The sequence below is a fragment of the Buchnera aphidicola (Cinara cuneomaculata) genome (assembly GCF_900698865.1).
GTDB classification, from domain to species: domain Bacteria; phylum Pseudomonadota; class Gammaproteobacteria; order Enterobacterales; family Enterobacteriaceae; genus Buchnera_F; species Buchnera_F aphidicola_AA.
This window is the reverse complement of sequence record NZ_LR217695.1, coordinates 400707-420583: the sequence shown is the minus strand read 5'-3', so window position 1 is coordinate 420583 and position 19877 is coordinate 400707. Positions and strand designations below refer to the sequence as shown.

The 19877-nt window shown below is 22.5% G+C and carries 18 protein-coding genes, 6 tRNA genes and 1 pseudogene; 18 read left to right on the top strand and 7 right to left on the bottom strand.

The genetic code is table 11. From position 1 onward, the window contains the following. Window positions 1-44 precede the first annotated feature (44 nt). From APCICUMA2628_RS01985 to APCICUMA2628_RS01960, 6 genes are all read left to right on the top strand, one after another. Entirely contained in the window at window positions 45-2018 is a 1974-nt protein-coding gene (locus tag APCICUMA2628_RS01985; RefSeq protein ID WP_232036812.1) for a UvrD-helicase domain-containing protein, read from the top strand. Window positions 2019-2120: 102 nt separating this feature from the next. Then, window positions 2121-2456: a thioredoxin gene (trxA, locus tag APCICUMA2628_RS01980; protein ID WP_154027743.1), complete on the top strand. Its 336-nt coding sequence runs from the start codon at window positions 2121-2123 to the stop codon at window positions 2454-2456. A 199-nt stretch (window positions 2457-2655) separates the two neighbouring features. Continuing rightward, window positions 2656-3918, top strand: coding sequence for a transcription termination factor Rho (gene rho / locus APCICUMA2628_RS01975; RefSeq protein ID WP_154027741.1), 1263 nt, complete (start codon window positions 2656-2658; stop codon window positions 3916-3918). A 276-nt stretch (window positions 3919-4194) separates the two neighbouring features. Continuing rightward, window positions 4195-4269: transfer RNA gene (locus tag APCICUMA2628_RS01970), tRNA-Arg, on the top strand. A 30-nt stretch (window positions 4270-4299) separates the two neighbouring features. Further along, window positions 4300-4372, top strand: a tRNA-His gene (locus tag APCICUMA2628_RS01965). 77 nt (window positions 4373-4449) lie between these two features. Continuing rightward, window positions 4450-4523 (top strand) — tRNA-Pro (locus tag APCICUMA2628_RS01960). 22 nt (window positions 4524-4545) lie between these two features. On the opposite strand, the gene cyaY is transcribed toward APCICUMA2628_RS01960, so the two are convergent. Continuing rightward, window positions 4546-4884, bottom strand: a complete 339-nt coding sequence (gene cyaY / locus APCICUMA2628_RS01955; RefSeq protein ID WP_154027739.1) for an iron donor protein CyaY — start codon at window positions 4882-4884, stop codon at window positions 4546-4548. 104 nt (window positions 4885-4988) lie between these two features. Here cyaY and dapF point away from each other — a divergent pair. Beyond that, window positions 4989-5815 (top strand): annotated as a pseudogene (gene dapF, locus APCICUMA2628_RS01950) (diaminopimelate epimerase). Window positions 5816-6271: 456 nt separating this feature from the next. Beyond that, window positions 6272-7168, top strand: a complete 897-nt coding sequence (locus APCICUMA2628_RS01945) for a hypothetical protein (protein ID WP_154027737.1) — start codon at window positions 6272-6274, stop codon at window positions 7166-7168. 143 nt (window positions 7169-7311) lie between these two features. Here APCICUMA2628_RS01945 and APCICUMA2628_RS01940 read toward each other — a convergent pair whose 3' ends face one another. Then, complete coding sequence (locus APCICUMA2628_RS01940) at window positions 7312-8058, bottom strand: ferredoxin--NADP reductase (protein ID WP_154027735.1); 747 nt, start codon at window positions 8056-8058, stop codon at window positions 7312-7314. Between the two features lie 207 nt (window positions 8059-8265). On the opposite strand from APCICUMA2628_RS01940, the gene zapB reads away from it, so the two are divergent. Next, complete coding sequence (gene zapB, locus APCICUMA2628_RS01935; protein WP_154027733.1) at window positions 8266-8508, top strand: cell division protein ZapB; 243 nt, start codon at window positions 8266-8268, stop codon at window positions 8506-8508. Window positions 8509-8620: 112 nt separating this feature from the next. Here the strand turns inward: zapB and hslU are convergent, their stop codons facing one another. Continuing rightward, window positions 8621-9958, bottom strand: a complete 1338-nt coding sequence (gene hslU, locus APCICUMA2628_RS01930; protein ID WP_154027731.1) for an ATP-dependent protease ATPase subunit HslU — start codon at window positions 9956-9958, stop codon at window positions 8621-8623. A gap of 13 nt (window positions 9959-9971) precedes the next feature. Then, window positions 9972-10502, bottom strand: a complete 531-nt coding sequence (hslV, locus tag APCICUMA2628_RS01925) for an ATP-dependent protease subunit HslV (protein WP_154027729.1) — start codon at window positions 10500-10502, stop codon at window positions 9972-9974. A 214-nt stretch (window positions 10503-10716) separates the two neighbouring features. Here hslV and rpmE point away from each other — a divergent pair, with 214 nt between their 5' ends. Then, the gene (rpmE, locus tag APCICUMA2628_RS01920; RefSeq protein WP_154027727.1) at window positions 10717-10926 is read left to right on the top strand and encodes a 50S ribosomal protein L31; all 210 of its coding nucleotides are present in this window, start codon (window positions 10717-10719) and stop codon (window positions 10924-10926) included. Between the two features lie 153 nt (window positions 10927-11079). On the opposite strand, the gene APCICUMA2628_RS01915 is transcribed toward rpmE, so the two are convergent. Further along, window positions 11080-11152, bottom strand: a tRNA-Gly gene (locus APCICUMA2628_RS01915). 667 nt (window positions 11153-11819) lie between these two features. Here APCICUMA2628_RS01915 and pgi point away from each other — a divergent pair. From pgi to APCICUMA2628_RS01885, 6 genes are all read left to right on the top strand, one after another. After that, a complete protein-coding gene (gene pgi, locus APCICUMA2628_RS01910) occupies window positions 11820-13460 on the top strand; it encodes a glucose-6-phosphate isomerase (protein WP_154027725.1) in 1641 nt (546 codons plus the stop codon). 128 nt (window positions 13461-13588) lie between these two features. Next, window positions 13589-14527, top strand: a complete 939-nt coding sequence (miaA, locus tag APCICUMA2628_RS01905) for a tRNA (adenosine(37)-N6)-dimethylallyltransferase MiaA (protein WP_154027723.1) — start codon at window positions 13589-13591, stop codon at window positions 14525-14527. A gap of 424 nt (window positions 14528-14951) precedes the next feature. After that, window positions 14952-15332 carry a 30S ribosomal protein S6 gene (gene rpsF, locus APCICUMA2628_RS01900; RefSeq protein WP_154027721.1) on the top strand — a complete coding sequence of 127 codons (381 nt, stop codon included), beginning with the start codon at window positions 14952-14954 and terminating at the stop codon, window positions 15330-15332. Between the two features lie 81 nt (window positions 15333-15413). After that, window positions 15414-15641, top strand: a complete 228-nt coding sequence (gene rpsR, locus APCICUMA2628_RS01895; RefSeq protein ID WP_154027719.1) for a 30S ribosomal protein S18 — start codon at window positions 15414-15416, stop codon at window positions 15639-15641. A gap of 60 nt (window positions 15642-15701) precedes the next feature. Then, the gene (rplI, locus tag APCICUMA2628_RS01890; protein WP_154027717.1) at window positions 15702-16151 is read left to right on the top strand and encodes a 50S ribosomal protein L9; all 450 of its coding nucleotides are present in this window, start codon (window positions 15702-15704) and stop codon (window positions 16149-16151) included. A 114-nt stretch (window positions 16152-16265) separates the two neighbouring features. Beyond that, window positions 16266-16448 (top strand): hypothetical protein, encoded by a 183-nt coding sequence (locus APCICUMA2628_RS01885; protein WP_154027715.1) that lies wholly within the window; start codon window positions 16266-16268, stop codon window positions 16446-16448. A gap of 194 nt (window positions 16449-16642) precedes the next feature. Here APCICUMA2628_RS01885 and APCICUMA2628_RS01880 read toward each other — a convergent pair. Then, window positions 16643-16715, bottom strand: a tRNA-Ile gene (locus APCICUMA2628_RS01880). A 186-nt stretch (window positions 16716-16901) separates the two neighbouring features. On the opposite strand from APCICUMA2628_RS01880, the gene APCICUMA2628_RS01875 reads away from it, so the two are divergent. Beyond that, window positions 16902-16974 (top strand) — tRNA-Asn (locus APCICUMA2628_RS01875). 86 nt (window positions 16975-17060) lie between these two features. Then, the gene (sbcB, locus tag APCICUMA2628_RS01870) at window positions 17061-18500 is read left to right on the top strand and encodes an exodeoxyribonuclease I (protein ID WP_154027713.1); all 1440 of its coding nucleotides are present in this window, start codon (window positions 17061-17063) and stop codon (window positions 18498-18500) included. A gap of 57 nt (window positions 18501-18557) precedes the next feature. On the opposite strand, the gene mutY is transcribed toward sbcB, so the two are convergent. After that, entirely contained in the window at window positions 18558-19847 is a 1290-nt protein-coding gene (mutY, locus tag APCICUMA2628_RS01865; protein ID WP_154027711.1) for an oxidative damage protection protein, read from the bottom strand. Window positions 19848-19877: the final 30 nt, after the last annotated feature.

The window sequence follows — 19877 nt, the reverse complement described above, 5'->3', positions numbered from 1 at the left end:
ATAGATTCATTTAAAAATCTTATTTTTAAGATAATATATTTATGATGTTAAATAACGTTCAAAAAAAAGCTATTCATATTATTAATAATCCGTGTTTAATTTTAGCTGGAGCAGGATCAGGAAAAACTAGCGTTATAATTAATAAAGTTATAACGTTAATTACAGTATATCATTATGATCCTAAAAAAATTTTCGCAATAACATTTACCAATAAAGCAGCTAAAGAAATTGAATTACGTTTATTTAAGAAATTAACTGTTCAACAAACGAATGATATAACAATTTCTACATTTCATTCTTTAGGTTTGAAGATTATTAAAAATGAATATCGTTTATTAGGTTTGAGAAAAAATTTTACATTATTTGATGAGCATGAACAATTACGTTTATTAAAAAGTTTTATAAATGTTAATCAAAACAATAATATATTTTTTTTAAGACAGTTAATTTATCAAATTTCTATTTGGAAAAATCAATTATTCAATCCTAAATTAGCGTGTAAAAATATAAATTCTATTCTAGAAGAGAAATGTATCTTTTTTTATGAAAAGTATGATTTATTTCTTAAGCAACATAATATATTAGATTTTAATGATTTAATTTTTTTACCTACTATTTTATTAAAAAATAATATTGGTATAAGATTACAGTGGCAACAAAAAATTCAGTATTTATTAGTAGATGAATATCAGGATGTTAATACTAGTCAGTATGAATTGATTAAATTATTATGCGGTTATAATTCTAATTTCACAGTAGTAGGAGATAATGATCAATCTATTTATTCGTGGAGAGGTGCACAACAAAAAATTTTTTATTTATTAAAGTATGATTTTCCTACTTTAAATGTTATTAAAATGGAACAGAATTATCGTTCTTCTGGTTGTATATTACATGCAGCGAATATTTTAATTTCTAATAATGAGAATTTTTTTAATAAAAAATTATTTTCGACTTTAGATTACGGAAACAAAATTTATGTTTTAAAATCAATTAATGATATTCATGAAGCGCAACAGATAATTCGTCATATTCAACTTCATAAAAATGTTAATAATACACGATATAATGATTATGCTATTTTATATCGTAACAATCATCAAGTACAAGCTGTAGAGCAAGAATTAATATATCAAAATATTCCATATCATATTTATTCTGGAAAATCATTTTTTGATTTATTAGAAATTAAAGATTTATTAGCATATTTACGATTAATTGTTAATCATAAAGATGATTTAGCTTTTTTACGTATTATTAATACTCCAAATAGAAGAATAGGATTAATTACTTTAAATAAATTAAAAAAATTTGCTCTTTCTAATCAAATTAGTTTATTTACAGCTAGTACTGATAAACGTATTATTACGCAATTAAGTAAAAATGTTATATCTAAATTAAATAATTTTGTATTATGGATTATTCAACTATCATCGTATTTATTAGATAAACCAGAAAAGATTTTAAATAATATTATTAAAGATATAAATTATTATGCATGGGTTATAAACTATCATAATGATGATAGTATTTCAAAAAAACGTATACAAAAAATAATTTTTTTTTCTAAATGTTTAAAAGAAATGTTATTAGGTATAAATGGAAATGTACCAATGAAATTAGAAGATATATTAATACAATTTGTATGTGGTGATTTTGAAAATATTGCACGATATGATTCGAATCAAGATTTTAATAAATTGCATTTAATGACTATACATGCCGCAAAAGGATTAGAATTTTCTGTTGTATGTATTATTGGGTTGGAAGAAGGAACATTGCCACATCAAAAAAGTATTATCGAAAATGATGTTACTGAAGAACGCCGATTGATGTATGTAGGTATTACTAGAGCAAAAAATCAGCTTTTTCTTAGTTTTTGTAGGAATAAAAAAAAATTTGGTACACTATCTCGTTTGAAACCAAGTCGGTTTTTATTTGAATTACCGCAACGTTCAACGCATTGGATTAAATTTAATTCTAATCAAAATAGAAATAAAAAAAATCATTATTTATAACATTTTAATTTTTAAAACTAATTAATACATTAATATTTTAATTAATTATTAGAAATAATATAAAAATATTAATGACATTATAAAATATATGTTGGGATTTTTATGAAAATAACTAAAATTATTGAATTAACAGATCAAAATTTTAAAGAAAATGTATTAGTTTCAAAAAAATATGTATTAGTAGATTTTTGGGCTGATTGGTGCGGACCATGTAAAATTTTATCACCAATTTTAGAAGATATCGCGCATGAATATTATAAAAAAATTGTTGTAGGAAAAATTAATATTGATATGAATAAAAAAATACCTGTTGAATATTCTATTCGAGGAATTCCAACATTGCTATTATTTTATCACGGTAAAATTATAGGTACGAAAATAGGCGTTATGTCAAAAATAGACTTAAAAAATTTTTTAGATAGTAAAATATTGTTTTAAAATTTTTTGATTTTTATTTATTAATATAATAAATATTTTAAAAATAACATTTTTAAATTAAAAAATAAGAGCGTATATACTTTTTTTACTCACAATAATCGATTTTTATATTTTTAATAATATAAATGTAACAAATTTTATTTGTTATATACTATATGTTTTATAGGTTTCTCTTAAATGGATTGATAAATTCACTATTATGAATCTTACCCAATTAAAAAATACATCGGTATCAAAACTTATTACGTTAGGTAAACAGATAGGTTTAGAAAATTTAGCTCGAATGCGTAAACAAGATATTATTTTTTCTATATTAAAACAGCATTCAAAAAGTGGAGAAGATATATTTGGAGATGGTGTTTTAGAAATTCTACAAGATGGATTTGGTTTTTTACGATCATCGGATAGTTCTTATTTAGCCGGTCCTGATGATATTTATGTATCACCTAGTCAAATTCGTCGTTTTAATTTAAGAACCGGAGATACAATTTCAGGTAAAATTAGACCTCCAAAAGAAGGAGAACGTTATTTTGCTTTATTAAAAGTAAATACAGTTAATTATGATAAACCAGAAAATGCTCGTAGTAAAATTTTATTTGAAAACTTAACTCCATTACATGCTAATTCTCGATTAAAAATGGAGCGTGGTAATGGTTCTAAGGAAGATTTAACTGCTAGAGTGTTAGATTTATCTTCTCCGATAGGTCGTGGGCAAAGAGGTTTAATAGTAGCTCCACCGAAAGCAGGTAAAACTATGTTGTTACAAAATATCGCGCAAAGTATCGCATTTAATCATCCGGATTGTGTTTTAATGGTTTTATTAATTGATGAACGGCCGGAAGAAGTAACTGAAATGCAAAGATTAGTTAAAGGAGAAGTAGTAGCTTCTACTTTTGACGAACCAGCTTCTAGACATGTACAAGTAGCAGAAATGGTTATCGAAAGAGCAAAGAGATTAGTTGAACATAAGAAAGATGTTATTATTTTGTTAGATTCTATTACAAGATTAGCTCGAGCATATAATACTGTAGTACCAGCATCTGGAAAAGTATTGACTGGTGGTGTTGATGCAAATGCATTACATCGACCTAAAAGATTTTTTGGAGCAGCGCGTAATGTAAAAGAAGGAGGCAGTTTAACTATTATTGCTACAGCATTAATTGATACCGGATCTAAAATGGATGAAGTAATTTATGAAGAATTTAAAGGAACTGGTAATATGGAATTACCGTTATCTCGAAAAATAGCAGAAAAACGTGTTTTTCCTGCTATTGATTATAATAGATCGGGTACTCGAAGAGAAGAATTACTTACTGTTCCTGAAGAGTTACAAAAAATGTGGATCTTACGTAAGATTATTCATCCTATGAGTGAAATAGATGCTATGGAATTTTTAATCAATAAATTATCTATGACAAAAACCAATGATGAATTTTTTGATATGATGAAAAGATCAAAATAACATCTTTATTAATAAAGATGTTATAATTTTTAATTATCTTTAGATAATCAAATTAATTATTTTTAATGATTTTTTTTTCATTAGTCATAGTTATAGATATTATTTATATTAAATATATGTAGTTTTTAACTATTTATTAAATATTTTATCTAATAAATAAAATAAAATACTAGATTTTTTTAATTAGTATATATATAATATTTATTAGATAGTAAAAATTATTTTTAATAATATATATTATATATATAGTTTATAATTAATAATATTAAAATTTTTGCGTCCGTAGCTCAATACGGATAGAGCATTACTTTCCGAAAGTAAAGGTCTCAGGTTCAAATCCTGTCGGACGCAATTTTATGTATGATTTTATATTTAATTTTGGTGGTCATAGCTTAGTTGGTAGAGCTCTGGATTGTGATTCCAGCGGTCATGGGTTCAAATCCCATTGACCACCCATATATTGACTATACTGTAGAGTACGATTTTATCAATATTAAAGAATAATGATAGTTTTTTAACTATAGCTTATATCGGCGAATAGCGCAGCTTGGTAGCGCAACTGGTTTGGGACCAGTGGGTCAGAGGTTCAAATCCTCTTTCGCCGATCATATATAAAAAAAAATTGTGTCATTTTATTTTTTTTAATAAATTAAAATTTATAATATAATTGGTCTGTATAAAAAATTCTTCTTCTAAAATAGAAGATATATGTTTTTTTGTACGTATACATACCCAAGTATATTTACTATATGTAAGATGATATCCTTGAATTGATGTCGCTATCCATAATTGTTTTAAATATACCTGAGAAGTAAGGATTATTTTTTTTTTATTGTTAAATGCAATAGATAGCATATTATCAAATATAAAATAATCTATATCTATTTTTTCGTCACATTTATTTAAAATATCATCTATTATTAACAGTGTCTTCTTAAATTTTTTATGAAATGAAATATCATGCATAATTATCCTAATATAAAAATATTTTTCAATAATTTTTTAAAGTTTAATTATAACATTTATTTTATATATGAGGAATAATTAATATGTTTTTAAAAAAAAATATTATTTTTTTTTCTAAAATGCATGGTTTAGGAAATGACTTTATTTTAATTGATTCTAGTAAAAATAATTTTTTTTTTCTTCAGAATTAATAAAACAGTGGTCGAATCGACATTTAGGCGTTGGTTTTGATCAGTTATTAGTACTTCAGTCTAGTCAGGGTAGACCTGCTGATTTTCATTATAGAATTTTTAATTCTAATGGTATAGAAGTAGAACAATGTGGTAATGGTGCGCGATGTATTGCATATTATTTGTTTATTATAAAAAAAATTGATAAAAAAAAAATTTGTGTTAGTACAAAAAATAGATATTTATTTTTAGAGCATATTTATAAAAATATTTTTAAAGTAGATATGGGTAGACCAATTTTTATTCCTTCACAGATTCCGTTTACGCATACTATGAATAAAATACATTATTCAGTTATAATTGATAAAAAAAAATATGTTTTTAGTGTGGTTTCTATGGGTAATCCTCATTGTGTTATTCAAGTTGATGATCTTAAAAATTTTAAAGTGAATGATATAGGTTTAAAATTATCACAGCATATTTTGTTTCCTCAAGGTGTTAATGTTGGTTTTATGCAAATATTATCTAAAAAAAAAATTTTACTACGTGTTTATGAACGACATGTAGGTGAAACTAAAGCTTGTGGTAGTGGTGCTTGTGCAGCTGTTGCGATAGGTATACGAAATAGTATATTAGATAATCATGTTACTGTTATTTTACAGCAAGGTATTTTAAAAATTGATTGGACTGGAGTATTAAAAAATCATTTATATATGTCAGGAGAGGCACATCATATATATGATGGGGTTATTAATTATTAATGAATATATATATTTATTTATATTTATAAATTAATTAATAAATAACAAATATTATATGAAAATTTTCAAAATATATATATAATATATATATTTATTATTTTAACGTTATTAAATGATGTAATATATAAGAAATATCTGATTAAATTATTAAAATTTAATTTTATATATTGATATTTATGTAAATTAATATATATTAATGGTTAATAGAATATTTTATTTACCGTTAAAAATTTTTAAACTGGTTTTTTATTAATAATGAAATTATATATTCAATATTTTTAATAATTTGAATTATAAAAATATATAAGAATATATACAATATATTCTTATATATATAAATAAGAATATAATTGTTTTAATTTATTTTTTGTGATTTTTTTGATTTTAAAAAAACATTTTATAAATTAATTTTATTGATATGTTGTATTTAACAAATATAAAAAGGACAGAAATATTATGTCATCAGTTTCTTCAATAAGATCTAACATCAATCTTAACTCAGAAATTATAAAAAAAGTTGATAATAGTAGTATATTACACGATAAAAATTTTAAAAATGTTGATATTGCAATTATCAATAATTCTAATCAAGAATATGTAGCGCATATTATTCCGAAACATAAAAATGATCAAGAAAATTTCATGTATTCTGATGAAAATTATTCTGGTGAATGGAAATATGACGAAAAACCTTTTAATATTATTGATACTGAATCTGCGGAAGAATATTGTGATAACTCAATGAGTGAATCTGATTTTTATAATATACCGCAATGTAATCCAACGAATGATCGTGTTAAAGATTTCTTTTTGACACTGTTTAATAATCCGCACGTACATTGGAATATATTGCATTCTGTTAATTTTTCAAATAAAACTAATTTGTTTTCACAAAAATTACAAAAATCGTTTAAAAAATTAACTAAAACTGGTCAATTAGAACAAAAATTTTTAGATAATATTCACAATAAAACTGTTTTTTTAAATGGAAAAAGAATTCCTTCCGATCAAGCTCCCGATATAATGAATACATTTCAGACTTCTATTACAGATTATACATCACAACAATTAATTTCTACTTATTTACATCCTGAAGTACTTGATGCTGCGTGGAATAATCTATCTGCTCGTTATCCAGAAGTAGAATATCGAGCGTCAGATAATGTACGTTTTGCATATGAAATTGATGAAATTAGTCCGGGTACATATAAAGTAGCAGTTACTAAGACAGCAGATTTACAATCTTCTTATTCTGAAAATATTGATGAAATAAACCAATATGGTATTCGAGCTGCTATGGTTATTACTAAGAATTCTGATCCAGAAATAAGATATTCATTTTTTGTGCAATAATATTGTGTTAATGGTATCTATTATTAAATAAGATTTATTTACATGTTTATTGCATGTATTTGGGATTGGTTCCTGTTTTTATAGGAATCAATTCCGAAAAAATATTATATTTAATATGATAAATAAATATAACATAAAACATGTTACCAATAATTTTCACTAGTAATATGTCCAGGATTTCTTCGAAGATGTTTTTTCATATTTTTTAAGGAATATAATATTTTTTGTGTATTCTTTATCATGTCAGGATTACCGCATAACATTACATGAGATGTATCAGCACATAACGGTTCTTTAATAGATTTTTCTAATCTACCTGAATTAATGAGGTCTGGTATTCGTCCATATAAATATTTTTTATTTTTTTCTTGGCTTAATATTATTTTTATAATTATTTTGTTTTTATATTTTTTTTTTAATTTTTTAAATAAATTTAAATAATTTAGGTCTACACTGTATTTGACTGCATAAATTAAAATAATTTTATTAAATTTATCTAAAATATTTTCATGTTGTAAAATAGAACAATATGGCCCTAATGCTGTACCGGTAGCAATCATCCAAATGTTTTCTTTATGAGGTAATTCTGCTATGGTAAAAAAACCAAATGAATTTTTGGAAATAAAAATTTCATGGCTATATATGTCATATAACTGAGGTGTTAATGCTCCGTTTTTTATTAATAAAATATAAAATTCTAAATTTTTATTATTTGGTGAATTTATGAACGAATAAGCTCGTTGTATTCTTTTTTTATTTGAATCTATATAAGATAATTTTGTAAATTGACCTGCTATAAATTTATTAATAGGAGCTTGTATAATTAATGTAAATAAATTGTTTTTCCATTTTTTTAATTTTATTAAATGTGCTTTTAACCAAGAATTCATATAAGAATATTCCAAATCATGTTTTATATATTATTGTAATATATAATAATATATATTAAAAGATATCAACAAATATTATATATATTTTAGTATATTTTAAATATATATAAATATTTTTATTGATTAATCAATATTTGAGAGTAATGAATATTATTCTGAATAATATTCATTATATTAACAAATGTTTTATATTTTAATGGTAATACTATGGTATTAGAGGTATTTTCTAGTTTAGAAACAAAAGTACAAAAATCTGTAGATTATATTTTATTATTAAAATTAGAAATTAATAATTTAAAATCAAAAAATCAAAGTTTAAAAGAAAAATTAAAAAATATTTGTTCTTTAAAAGAACAAATAGAAGAGAAAAATATTTTAATACAAGAAGAAAGAATGAAATGGAAACGTAAGATAAAATCTCTATTAGAAAAAATTAATAATTTAACATAATTAATTTTTAATTTTGTTTTTTATTAAATATTTGCCTATCATAAGTAATGATGTTAAAGATAGGCAATTATTTTAATAAAAATAATTTTATAAATATATATATATAATATTTTTATAAAATAAATCGACTTAAATCTTGATTTTCCATTAACTTATCTAAGTGTAGACTTACATAATTTTCGTCAATATAAATTTTTTGTCCATATTGTTCATCAGAATGAAACGAAATATCTTCCATTAGTTTTTCTAAGACTGTATATAATCTACGAGCTCCGATGTTTTCCATAGATTCATTGATTTTCCATGCTGCTTCAGCTATTTTACGAATTCCTTTTTTTGTAAAAATAATATCTACTCCTTCGGTTTTTATTAAAGATGTATATTGAGTAGTAAGAGATGCGTTAGGTTCGGTTAAAATTTTTTCAAAATCGTCTATTTTTAAAGCATTTAGTTCGACTCTTATCGGTAATCTACCTTGTAATTCCGGAATTAAATCAGAAGGAGTAGATGTCTGAAAAGCTCCTGACGCTATAAATAGAATGTGATCTGTTTTTACTGCTCCGTGTTTTGTGGAAACAGTACATCCTTCAATTAAAGGAAGTAAATCTCTTTGAACACCCTCTCTAGAAACGTCAGAATTAGATGCTGAAGAATGATGTTTGCAAATTTTATCAATTTCATCAATAAAAACAATACTATTTTGTTCTACTGAATATATTGCTTGTTTTTTTATTTCTTCTAAATTAATTAGTTTAGCTGCTTCTTCTTCCGTGATTAATTTAATTGCATCTTTAATTTTTAATTTACGTAAATTTTTTTTTTTGCCTCCTAAATTTTGAAATAAAGATTGTAATTGATTTGTTAGCTCTTCCATTCCTGGAGGAGACATAATTTCTATTCCTAAGGGTGCAGCAGTTATTTGTATTTCAATTTCTTTGTTATCAAGTTTTCCTTCACGTAATTTTTTTTTAAAAATTTTAATTGTATTTTCTGGTTTTTCTGGAAAATCATTTTTTTCTGATTTATTATTATTAGATATAGGTATTATTATTTTCAATATTCTTTCTTCAGCGCGTTTTTGTGCATATTTTTTATTTTTTTCTATGTTTTGCGATCGAATCATTTTAATAGCTAATTCTGTTAAATCACGGATAATAGAATCTACTTCTTTTCCAACATAACCTACTTCGGTAAATTTTGTAGCTTCTACTTTAATAAAAGGAGCGTTAGCTAATTTAGCTAATCGACGTGCAATTTCTGTTTTTCCAACTCCGGTAGGGCCAATCATTAAGATGTTTTTAGGAGTTATTTCATTACGTAGTTCGGAATTTAACTGCATTCTTCTCCAACGATTTCTTAATGCAATTGCAACAGCGCGCTTAGCATTTTTTTGTCCAATAATATGTTTATCAAGTTCTTGTACAATATTTCGAGGAGTCATATCTGACATATATGTTTCCTTTTTATTTTTCTGAAGATATTTCATGTATGGTAAATGATTTATTTGTATATATGCATATATTTGCTGCAATTTGTAATGCTTTTTTTACAATTTTGGATGCTGGTAAATTAGTATTTTTAATTAGAGCATATGCTGCTGCTTGTGCAAACGGACCGCCCGATCCAATTGCGATAACATCATTTTCGGGTTGTATCACATCTCCTGTTCCGGTAATAATAAGAGAATTTTTTTTATCAGCTACTGCCAATAAGGCTTCTAATTTTCTTAATAATCGATCTGTTCTCCAATCTTTAGCTAATTCTATTGCAGATCGCTGTAATTGTCCTTGATATTTTTCTAATTTTTTTTCAAATAATTCAAATAACGTAAATGCATCGGCTGTTCCGCCTGCAAATCCTACAATTACTTGATCTTTATAAATAGAACGAACTTTTTTTACATTACTTTTCATAACAGTATGTCCAAAAGTAGCTTGTCCGTCTCCACCAATTACTACCTTACCTTGTACACGAACACTTAATATTGTAGTCATAAAATAGTAGCATCTCTCATAGTATACAATAATATATATTTTTATATATATTTTCTGTAATTAAATATTGATTTTAAAAAATAATAGTTATATTATAGATAATAAATTATTAGTATATGTATACAATTAATTCAATAATATACATTGAGATTTATTTTTTTAAATAAAAACTACGTAGTAGTGTAGAGTATTATACTTACTGTGAGAATGTATTATGAAAAAAAAAATTCATCCAGAATATAAACAAATTTTCGCGATTTGTTCATGTGGATATAAAATTCCGGTTTTTTCTACTAAAAAAAGTGATATGTTGCTTGATTTGTGTTCACAATGTCATCCGTTTTATACTGGTAAACAAAGAAATATGAATACTAAAGGACGAATACAAAGATTTCAAAAACGTTTTAATTTATCTGAAATTTAAAAAAAGAATTGTATTTTTTAAAAATATGTAATTTTTAATAAAAAAATTAAACAATTTTAATTGTTTTACGTATATTGAATATAAATATTTTATATATAAAACATTTATATTCAATAAATTAATAATTTAAAAATTATTAATTTATATGTTTTGAGCGGGAAACGAGATTTGAACTCGCGACCGCAACCTTGGCAAGGTTGTGCTCTACCAACTGAGCTATTCCCGCAATATCTTATTATATTTAATTATATAAAAATTATTTTTTTTTGCAAGAATTATTTATTGGATATTGTTATGTATAACAATAATATTGTTTCTTTTTAAGAAAATTAATCCTTATATTGGATTTAATTTATTCTTTTTTTTTACAAAATTTTTATTTGTATATAAATTAAGATATTTAATATCTATTTTTTATTCAATATGTTAATTGAATTAACGTGTATATTTTTATAATTAATAGATAGTTCTATTATTAGTATGTATTTTATTAGAAAATTTTTGTCGGTTAATTGAATATTTAATATTATAAAAAATATTTTTTATAAATTTATTCATTAAAAATTAATAATTTTTGATAATATGGTGGTTCTTAAAATACAATTTTTATATTTTTTATCAATTTTTTATTTGAATAGATATTTATCGTTTTATAATTCATAATTTTTATTTTTTTAGATTTTTAAAATAATAAATTTTATTATGATTTTTAATCATTATTAAATATATATCTATTTTATAGTATATATATACCATTTTTTATAAATTTTATAATATAATTTAGTTATTTTTTAATCAATTTAAGTTAATTATTTATTTTGGTATTAATTAATAATGGTTTTTATGTTAAATATATTTAATTAAAAAATAATTTAAATAATCTGAGATTTTATATGAAAAATATTAATCCAACGAAAACGCTTGCTTGGAAACAGTTAAGACATCATTTTATTGACATAAAAAATATTCATATGAAAAGTTTCTTTAATGTTGATAAAAATAGATTTTGTAATTATTCTATTTTTTTTGAAGATAAAATTATTATAGATTTTTCTAAAAATCGTATCAATAATGAAACTTTGCGATTATTATTTAAACTTGCTGAAGAATGTTTTTTAAGTGATGCAATAAATAGTATGTTTTTTGGTTATAAAATAAATAAAACAGAAAATAGATCTGTTTTACATACAGCATTACGTAATCAGTCTAATAAATATAATATTGTAGATAATATCAACATTACGTTATTAATTAAAAAAGAATTAAAAAAGTTAGAATATTTTTCTAATTCTGTTATTAATGGAGATTGGAAAGGATATACGGGCAAAACTATATCTGATGTTGTTAATATCGGTATCGGTGGTTCATATTTAGGTCCGTATATGGTTACTGAATCTTTAAAACCTTATAAAAATCATTTAAATATTCATTATATTTCTAATATTGACGGAACTGATATTCAAGAAGTATTAAAAAAAATTGATTTAGAAACTACTATTTTTCTTATTGCTTCGAAATCTTTCTCTACGCTAGAAACTATTAGTAACGCTAATTACTTAAAAAATTGGTGTATTCTGCAAACTAAATGTGCAGGATATCTATCTAAACATTTTTTTGCATTATGCGAAAATGTTACTGCAGCTTTAAATTTTGGAATTTGTAGTAAAAATATTTTTAAATTTTGGGAATGGGTAGGAGGTCGTTATTCTTTATGGTCTGCTTCTGGTTTATCGATTATTTTATCTATTGGATTTAAAAATTTTGAATCATTATTATATGGATCATATATGATGGATCAGCATTTTTTATATCAAAAAATATCACATAATATTCCTATTATATTAGCTTTAATAAGCATTTGGTATACTAATTTTTTTAAGACAGAGACTGAAGCAATATTTCCTTATGATGCATATATGCAGGCATTTCCAGAATATCTACAACAAAGTTATATGGAATCTAATGGAAAATCAATAGATCGGAATAATTCTTTAGTGACTTGGAAGACGAGTCCTATTATTTGGGGCCAATCAGGTACTAATGGTCAACATTCTTTTTTTCAATTATTACACCAGGGAACAACATTTATACCATGTGATTTTATTATTCCGGCTATTAGTCATAACCCTGTTGATGATCATCATGAAAAATTATTATCAAATTTTTTAGCACAAACTCAATCTTTAGCATTTGGAAACAATATTAATATTAATGAAAAAATAATTTTAAAAAATATTTGTAATAATGATTACATGCACCATAAATATTGTCCGGGCAATAAACCAAGCAATTCTATTATGTTAAAAAAAATTACCCCTTATTCTTTAGGAGCTTTAATTTCTTTGTATGAACATAAGATATTTGTGCAAGGTATTATATTAAATATATATAGTTTTGATCAATGGGGCGTAGAATTAGGAAAATTAGTAGCAAATAATATATTTAATGATTTTTTTATAAAAAATATTAATATTAATTATGATAGTTCTACACTAGGATTAATAAATATATATAAAAAATGGAATAATTTTTAATTATTCATTAATAGTAAAATTATTATATTAAAATAACTCATGTATTTTTTAATAATATCGTATATAATTACGTATTTTAACATTAATTTAAATACAAATATTTGTTTGTAAATTAAGATAACATAAACATGAATAATCAATCAATTGTATTATTTTTAATGGGTCCTACAGCAATTGGTAAAAGTAAATTATCGTTACAGATAAAAAAAATTTTTCCTAAAGTAGAATTATTGAGTGTAGATTCTAAGTTAGTATATCAAGGATTAGATATTGGAACTGATAAACCTACTTCTAAAGATTTACAAAAATATGGTTATCGATTAGTTAATATTGTAAAACCTCAAATTATTTATTCTGCTATAGATTTTTATAAAGACGCTACCAAAGAAATAAAAAATATTTTAAAATTCGGAAAAATTCCTTTATTAGTAGGTGGTACAATGCTATATTTTAAAATTTTATTAAATGGTTTTGCTTCTTTACCTCCATCTAATCCTGATATTAGAAATTATATATATACAAATATTTGTTTTAAAAAAAAAAAAAGATTATTTGATATTTTAAAAAAAATAGATCCTGTTTATAGTAAAAAAATTCATATGAATGATGTTAAAAGAGTTTTACGTGCTGTTGAAATATTCTTTGTTTCAGGTGGTCAATCGAGAAGTCAATTAATACAGTCAGTTCATAAAAAATTACCATATAAAATATTTCAATTTGGTTTAATTCCTCACGATAAAAGCGTCTTATATACTAACATAGTACAACGTTTTCATCATATGTTAGATTCTGGTTTGGAAGAAGAAGTACGTGCTTTATATAAACAACAGGATTTAAATATTTCTTTACCTTCTATTAACAGTATTGGTTATAAGCAAATGTGGTTATATATACAAAATAAATATTCATATCAAGATATGATTAATCATACTATTAAATCTACTGTAAAATTAGTTAAACATCAATTAACTTGGTTAAAAAAATGGACAAATATTACATATATATATGATAATCAAAAGTATTTATTAATTAAGAAAATTCAAAATATATTAAAAAATAATTTTTAAATTAATTTAATTAAATTAAATAATTTTAACGAAATAAAAAAATTGTAGTAATTACATATTTTTGATATTTTATTAATAATTATGTACATAATTATTATGTAAATAATATAAATTTCTAACTCTCTTAAAATTTAAATATTATTACTAGGATAATAAATCTAATTTTACTAGTTATGTATAAATAATTAATTTTTAATTTATAAATTATATTTATTTAATTAAAATAATTATTTTTAATTTCGTTAAAACTATTTTTTTCATGAATATAATTATGTTAATATAATATTATTAATATTATTAAGTTTTAATATGTATATTTATATTTATAATTTTTTTTATATACTACATATATATTTATAGTATTCAATACTACTAATAATTATTTTAAACAATTTATTATATATATTTTCAAGGAGTTTTATTTGTGCGTCATTATGAAATAATATTAATGGTTCATCCCGATAAAAGTGAAAAAATTTCGAATATCATTGAATTTTATTCAAATAAAATACGCTCAAAACAGGGAATCATACATCGCTTAGAAGATTGGGGTTTACGTCCTTTATCCTATATGATTAAGAAAGTAAAAAAAGCTCATTATATTCTAATTAATATTGAGGTATCTATTGCATGCATAAAATATTTAGAAAATAATTTTAAATTTAATTTAAATATTATTCGTTATCTAATTCTTTTATGTCGTGAAGCTTATAAACAAATATCACCGATTTTACAGACACAAGAATATCTTAAAAAAGAATTAGTATCTAATAAAAATAATCAAAATAAAATTATTATTAAATAAATTAAATTTAAAATACTTATATTGATAGGTATAAATTCACCTACTACATACAGTATATAGGATTAAAGAGGTATATAGACCATGGTACGTTATTTTCGTCGTAGAAAATTTTGTCGGTTTACAGCAGAAGGAGTTAAATATATAGATTATAAAGATATAGTTACGTTAAAAAATTATATTACTGAAAATGGAAAAATAGTTCCTAGTCGTATTACAGGAACAAAAGCAAAATATCAACGACAATTAGCACGCGCAATTAAGAGAGCTCGTTTTATTAGTTTAATACCTTATACTGATCAACATCAATAAAATATACAATTTTTTTGCTTCAAAAACATTTGAATAATTTTTTTAAGGTATTTATATTATATGAAAGTTATTTTAACAAATTCTATAAAGAAACTAGGTAAAAAAGGTCAATTAATTTCTGTAAAAAATGGTTATGGTAGAAATTATTTAATACCTACTAAACAAGCATTATTAGCTACTTCTAAAAATATTAAAATTTTTGAAAAAAACAAAATATTTGCTGAAAAACAAAAATCTAAAAAAATTGATCAGGCTATGAATAGAATTAATTTATTAAAAACGATTGGTTCTATTGTTTTTTTTGTTAAATCTAGTAAAAAAAATAAAATTTTCGGTTCTATTGGTATTAAAGATATTATACAAAATTTACTATTGATAGGTATCGTAGTAGAAAAACATGAAATTAAGTTACCTCAAAAATTATTACGGTATTTAGGTATACATAAAGTTATTTTTACTCCGTATAAAAATATTTCTACCGAGATTCATATTTCCATTTTATCGAAATAAAATATTTTTAAATAACAGGAATTAAATTTATGTGTACGGATATATTGGAAATTAATATTGAAATTATTGATGTACGTCTGAAAACAGATTTTTTTTTCTGATTATTCATTAGAGGTGTCATATAGATTATTTTTATTAGCTTGCTTGGAAAAATCTACGTATATTTTATCTAAAAAAACGTTATTAATTTCTACAGGTATTACGGTTCATGTATTAGATAAGACTACACGTGTAGTTATTCATCCGTATACTCATTTAACTAAAATGTGTACTAAGGATATTAGGACATCCGTTTAATATTGTGAGTTTTTTAAACCAAAATGAATTAAAAATATCTTTATGGAATTATAGTAATAAAAATTTTTACATGAATCCAGATGATAAAATTGCTACATTATCATTTATTTCAAATAAAAGCATTAATTTTTTATATAGCTAAAATATATTATTAATATTCTTTTTTTTATTATAAATAATATTATCCACAATGATGGCCCTTGCTGGATTTGAACCAGCGACCAAACGATTATGAGTCGTGTGCTCTAACCACTGAGCTAAAGGGCCTGTATAGAATTTTATATTTTTATAATATTTATGAATATTACATATTATAAATCAATTTTAAATACTAATCTATATTTTTTTTATTAAATTTAATAAATTATATAATATATTTATGATAATTAAATCAAAAATATATTTTTGATTATTAATTGACATAAAAATTTTACTATGTTATATATAACATATTCCTCTGTAGTTCAGTTGGTAGAACGGCGGACTGTTAATCCGTATGTCACTGGTTCGAGTCCAGTCAGGGGAGATAATATATTTTTTTAAAAAAATAGACTTATAGTTTGTAACGAGTCAGTTGTTAGGTATATCAAAATATTTTAATAATTTAATATTATGTTTCTTAAAGATAATAATACGATTAATCAATCTTTTATTTTTTATGATTATGAAACTTTTGGTTTAAATGTATCTTTGGATAAAGTTTCTCAATTTTGTAGTATTCAGACTGATAATAATTTTAATTTTATTTATAATAAAGTAATTTTATTTTGTTATCCCCCTTTAGATTATTTACCAGACCCTGAGTCTATTTTAATTACTAAAATATTACCTCAAGATACACAAAAAAATGGTATGAATGAATATTTCTTTGCTAAAAAAATTTATGATATTTTTTCGCAAAGAAATGTATGTATTATAGGATATAATAATATTAATTTTGATAATTTAATAACACGTAATATTTTTTATAGAAATTTGCTGGATCCATATGAATGGAGTTGGAAAAACGGTAATTTTAGTTGGGATGTTTTAAATATTTTACGCGCTTTTTATATTTTTTATCCTGATATAATGTTATGGCGTTATAATTCTAACGGATCTGTGAGTTTTAAATTATCTGATATAACATATATTAATGATATTGTTCATACTGATGCCCATAATGCGTATTCTGATGTTATGGCTACTATTTCTATAGTAAAGTACTTATATAAAAAGAATAAAAAATTTTTTTTATTCTTATATAGAATATCTCAAAAAAAATCTATATTTTATTTTATTTCTAAAAATTATAATAAACCATTTTTTTATTTATCTAGTTTTTTTGGATCTATAAATAATAATTTTGGTTGTGTTATGTTTTTAGGTATGCATCCATTATATAAAAATGTTTTAATTATTATTAATTTATCTATGAATTTTAAAAAAATATTTCGTTTATATTCACGTTCTATACATGAAACAGTGAGTATCAATCAATTATTTAATTGTGGAGTGCAAATTATCTATATTAATAAATCTCCTCTGTTTTTTGCATATAACTCTATGTCTATTAAAGATTGTGATCGGGTTAATATAAATTATTTAAGATGTCAAAAAAATTTTTTTTTATTACAAAATAATATACATTTAAAGAATTGGATTGTATCATATTTTTCATTAAATAAATTTGAGGAAAAGGATGACGATGTCGATTTAATGTTATATAAAAATTTCTTTCATTCTTCAGATAAACGTTTATTTTCTTTCATACATAATAATACACCGATAAACTGGACGCAATGGTTTCCGAAATTTGTTGATACTAGAGTAGAGGAAATTTTTTTTCGTTTAAAAGCTAGAAATTTTGTACATATATTAAATTTTAGTGAAATTAAGAGATGGAAATTACACTGTAAATATAAAATTAATGCAGTTTATATTAAAGATTATATGAGTAAAATAAAATATTTACAGTTAAAGTATCGTTCTAATAAAAAAAAAATTTTTTTATTAGAACAAATAATTATTTATATGAATAATATTATTTATAATATTAACCATATTTTTTGAAAATGTTATTTTATTATTTTAAAATATAATGTTTTTATATATGAATTATTTTTATTACTATTTTTTAGTAAATAAAAATTTTTTCATTTTATTTTTTATATAGGTCCTATCTGTTTTTATAAACATATTTAATTTTTTTTCATTTATAATCTTTGTTTGTTCCGTCAGCCAATAACACCAAGCTTCTTTAGAAATTTCTTGATAAATTTTTTTTCCTGTTTGTCCTGTAAAAAATGGATAATCTAAACCTTCTGCATTTTTTTGTAAAAAAGAACAAAAAATTATACGTATATTTTTTTTTTTCATATTTTTTTTTAATGAATTATTTTGTATTAATTTTAATATTTTGCGTACAGGAGCTGGAATACCAAACTTTTTAGTTTTATAAAAATTGTACCATATTCTTTTTTGATTGATATCTGTATGTAATATTTTTTTATTAATATTTATTAAATGTGAATAAATATATAATTTTGTGTTACTAATGTAATGTATGAATGGATTGATTTCTATATTTAAATTATTTATTTTTTTTTTAGATATTCTCCATGTTGTATCGGATATTGAAAAAAATGTTATAGGAAAGTAAAATAAACCTTTCCAGATAGAAATTTGATTGTATTGTTTTAATAAATACTGATTATTATATTCTATAATTGAAAAGAGTATACCAATTTTATTTTTTTTATAGTATATTTTTTGTTTTAAATTTACTGGATTTTGATAATACAAACACGAATTTTTTAAAGGACATAAATTACATTGAGGATTTCGATGAGTACAAATTAATGCTCCAATATCCATCATAGCTTGATTAAATGCACGAGATTGGTGAATTGGAAGATAATTATTAATAAGCGACCATAACATTAATTCTAATTGATTTTTTTTTTTGTGATCTGTATTTATATTGTGGTATCGTATTAATATGCGTTTTATGTTGCAATCTAAAATTGCGTATCCAAAATTATATGCAAATGATAAAATTGCTCCTGTTGTTGATTTACCTATCCCCGGTAATTTTAATATTTCATTAAAATTATTTGGAAAAATTCCATTATATGCATTTTGAATAATAATAGCTGTTTTATGTATATTATAAGCTCTCTGGTAATATCCTAAACCGCTCCATAAATATAAAATTTCATCTATATGAGCGAATGCTAGTACTTGAAGATTAGGAAATTTTTTTTTAAATTTTTTAAAATACGGAATGACTGTTTTAACTTGTGTTCTTTGCAACATAACTTCAGATATCCAAATAAGATATATATTTTTTTTTTGCCATGGTAAGTTTTTTCTTCCATAAATATGAAACCAGTTCAGTATTTTTTGTGAAAATAACATATTAATCCTAATTTAGTTATTTAATATAAT

What these genes read in the sequence shown, in the direction of transcription:
- APCICUMA2628_RS01985 (WP_232036812.1), top strand. Translation starts at nt 45, where the DNA reads ATGTTAAATAACGTTCAAAAAAAAGCTATTCATATTATTAATAATCCG.
- trxA (WP_154027743.1), top strand. Translation starts at nt 2,121, where the DNA reads ATGAAAATAACTAAAATTATTGAATTAACAGATCAAAATTTTAAAGAA.
- rho (WP_154027741.1), top strand. Translation starts at nt 2,656, where the DNA reads ATGAATCTTACCCAATTAAAAAATACATCGGTATCAAAACTTATTACG.
- cyaY (WP_154027739.1), bottom strand. Translation starts at nt 4,884, where the DNA reads ATGCATGATATTTCATTTCATAAAAAATTTAAGAAGACACTGTTAATA.
- APCICUMA2628_RS01945 (WP_154027737.1), top strand. Translation starts at nt 6,272, where the DNA reads ATGTCATCAGTTTCTTCAATAAGATCTAACATCAATCTTAACTCAGAA.
- APCICUMA2628_RS01940 (WP_154027735.1), bottom strand. Translation starts at nt 8,058, where the DNA reads ATGAATTCTTGGTTAAAAGCACATTTAATAAAATTAAAAAAATGGAAA.
- zapB (WP_154027733.1), top strand. Translation starts at nt 8,266, where the DNA reads ATGGTATTAGAGGTATTTTCTAGTTTAGAAACAAAAGTACAAAAATCT.
- hslU (WP_154027731.1), bottom strand. Translation starts at nt 9,958, where the DNA reads ATGTCAGATATGACTCCTCGAAATATTGTACAAGAACTTGATAAACAT.
- hslV (WP_154027729.1), bottom strand. Translation starts at nt 10,502, where the DNA reads ATGACTACAATATTAAGTGTTCGTGTACAAGGTAAGGTAGTAATTGGT.
- rpmE (WP_154027727.1), top strand. Translation starts at nt 10,717, where the DNA reads ATGAAAAAAAAAATTCATCCAGAATATAAACAAATTTTCGCGATTTGT.
- pgi (WP_154027725.1), top strand. Translation starts at nt 11,820, where the DNA reads ATGAAAAATATTAATCCAACGAAAACGCTTGCTTGGAAACAGTTAAGA.
- miaA (WP_154027723.1), top strand. Translation starts at nt 13,589, where the DNA reads ATGAATAATCAATCAATTGTATTATTTTTAATGGGTCCTACAGCAATT.
- rpsR (WP_154027719.1), top strand. Translation starts at nt 15,414, where the DNA reads ATGGTACGTTATTTTCGTCGTAGAAAATTTTGTCGGTTTACAGCAGAA.
- rplI (WP_154027717.1), top strand. Translation starts at nt 15,702, where the DNA reads ATGAAAGTTATTTTAACAAATTCTATAAAGAAACTAGGTAAAAAAGGT.
- sbcB (WP_154027713.1), top strand. Translation starts at nt 17,061, where the DNA reads ATGTTTCTTAAAGATAATAATACGATTAATCAATCTTTTATTTTTTAT.
- mutY (WP_154027711.1), bottom strand. Translation starts at nt 19,847, where the DNA reads ATGTTATTTTCACAAAAAATACTGAACTGGTTTCATATTTATGGAAGA.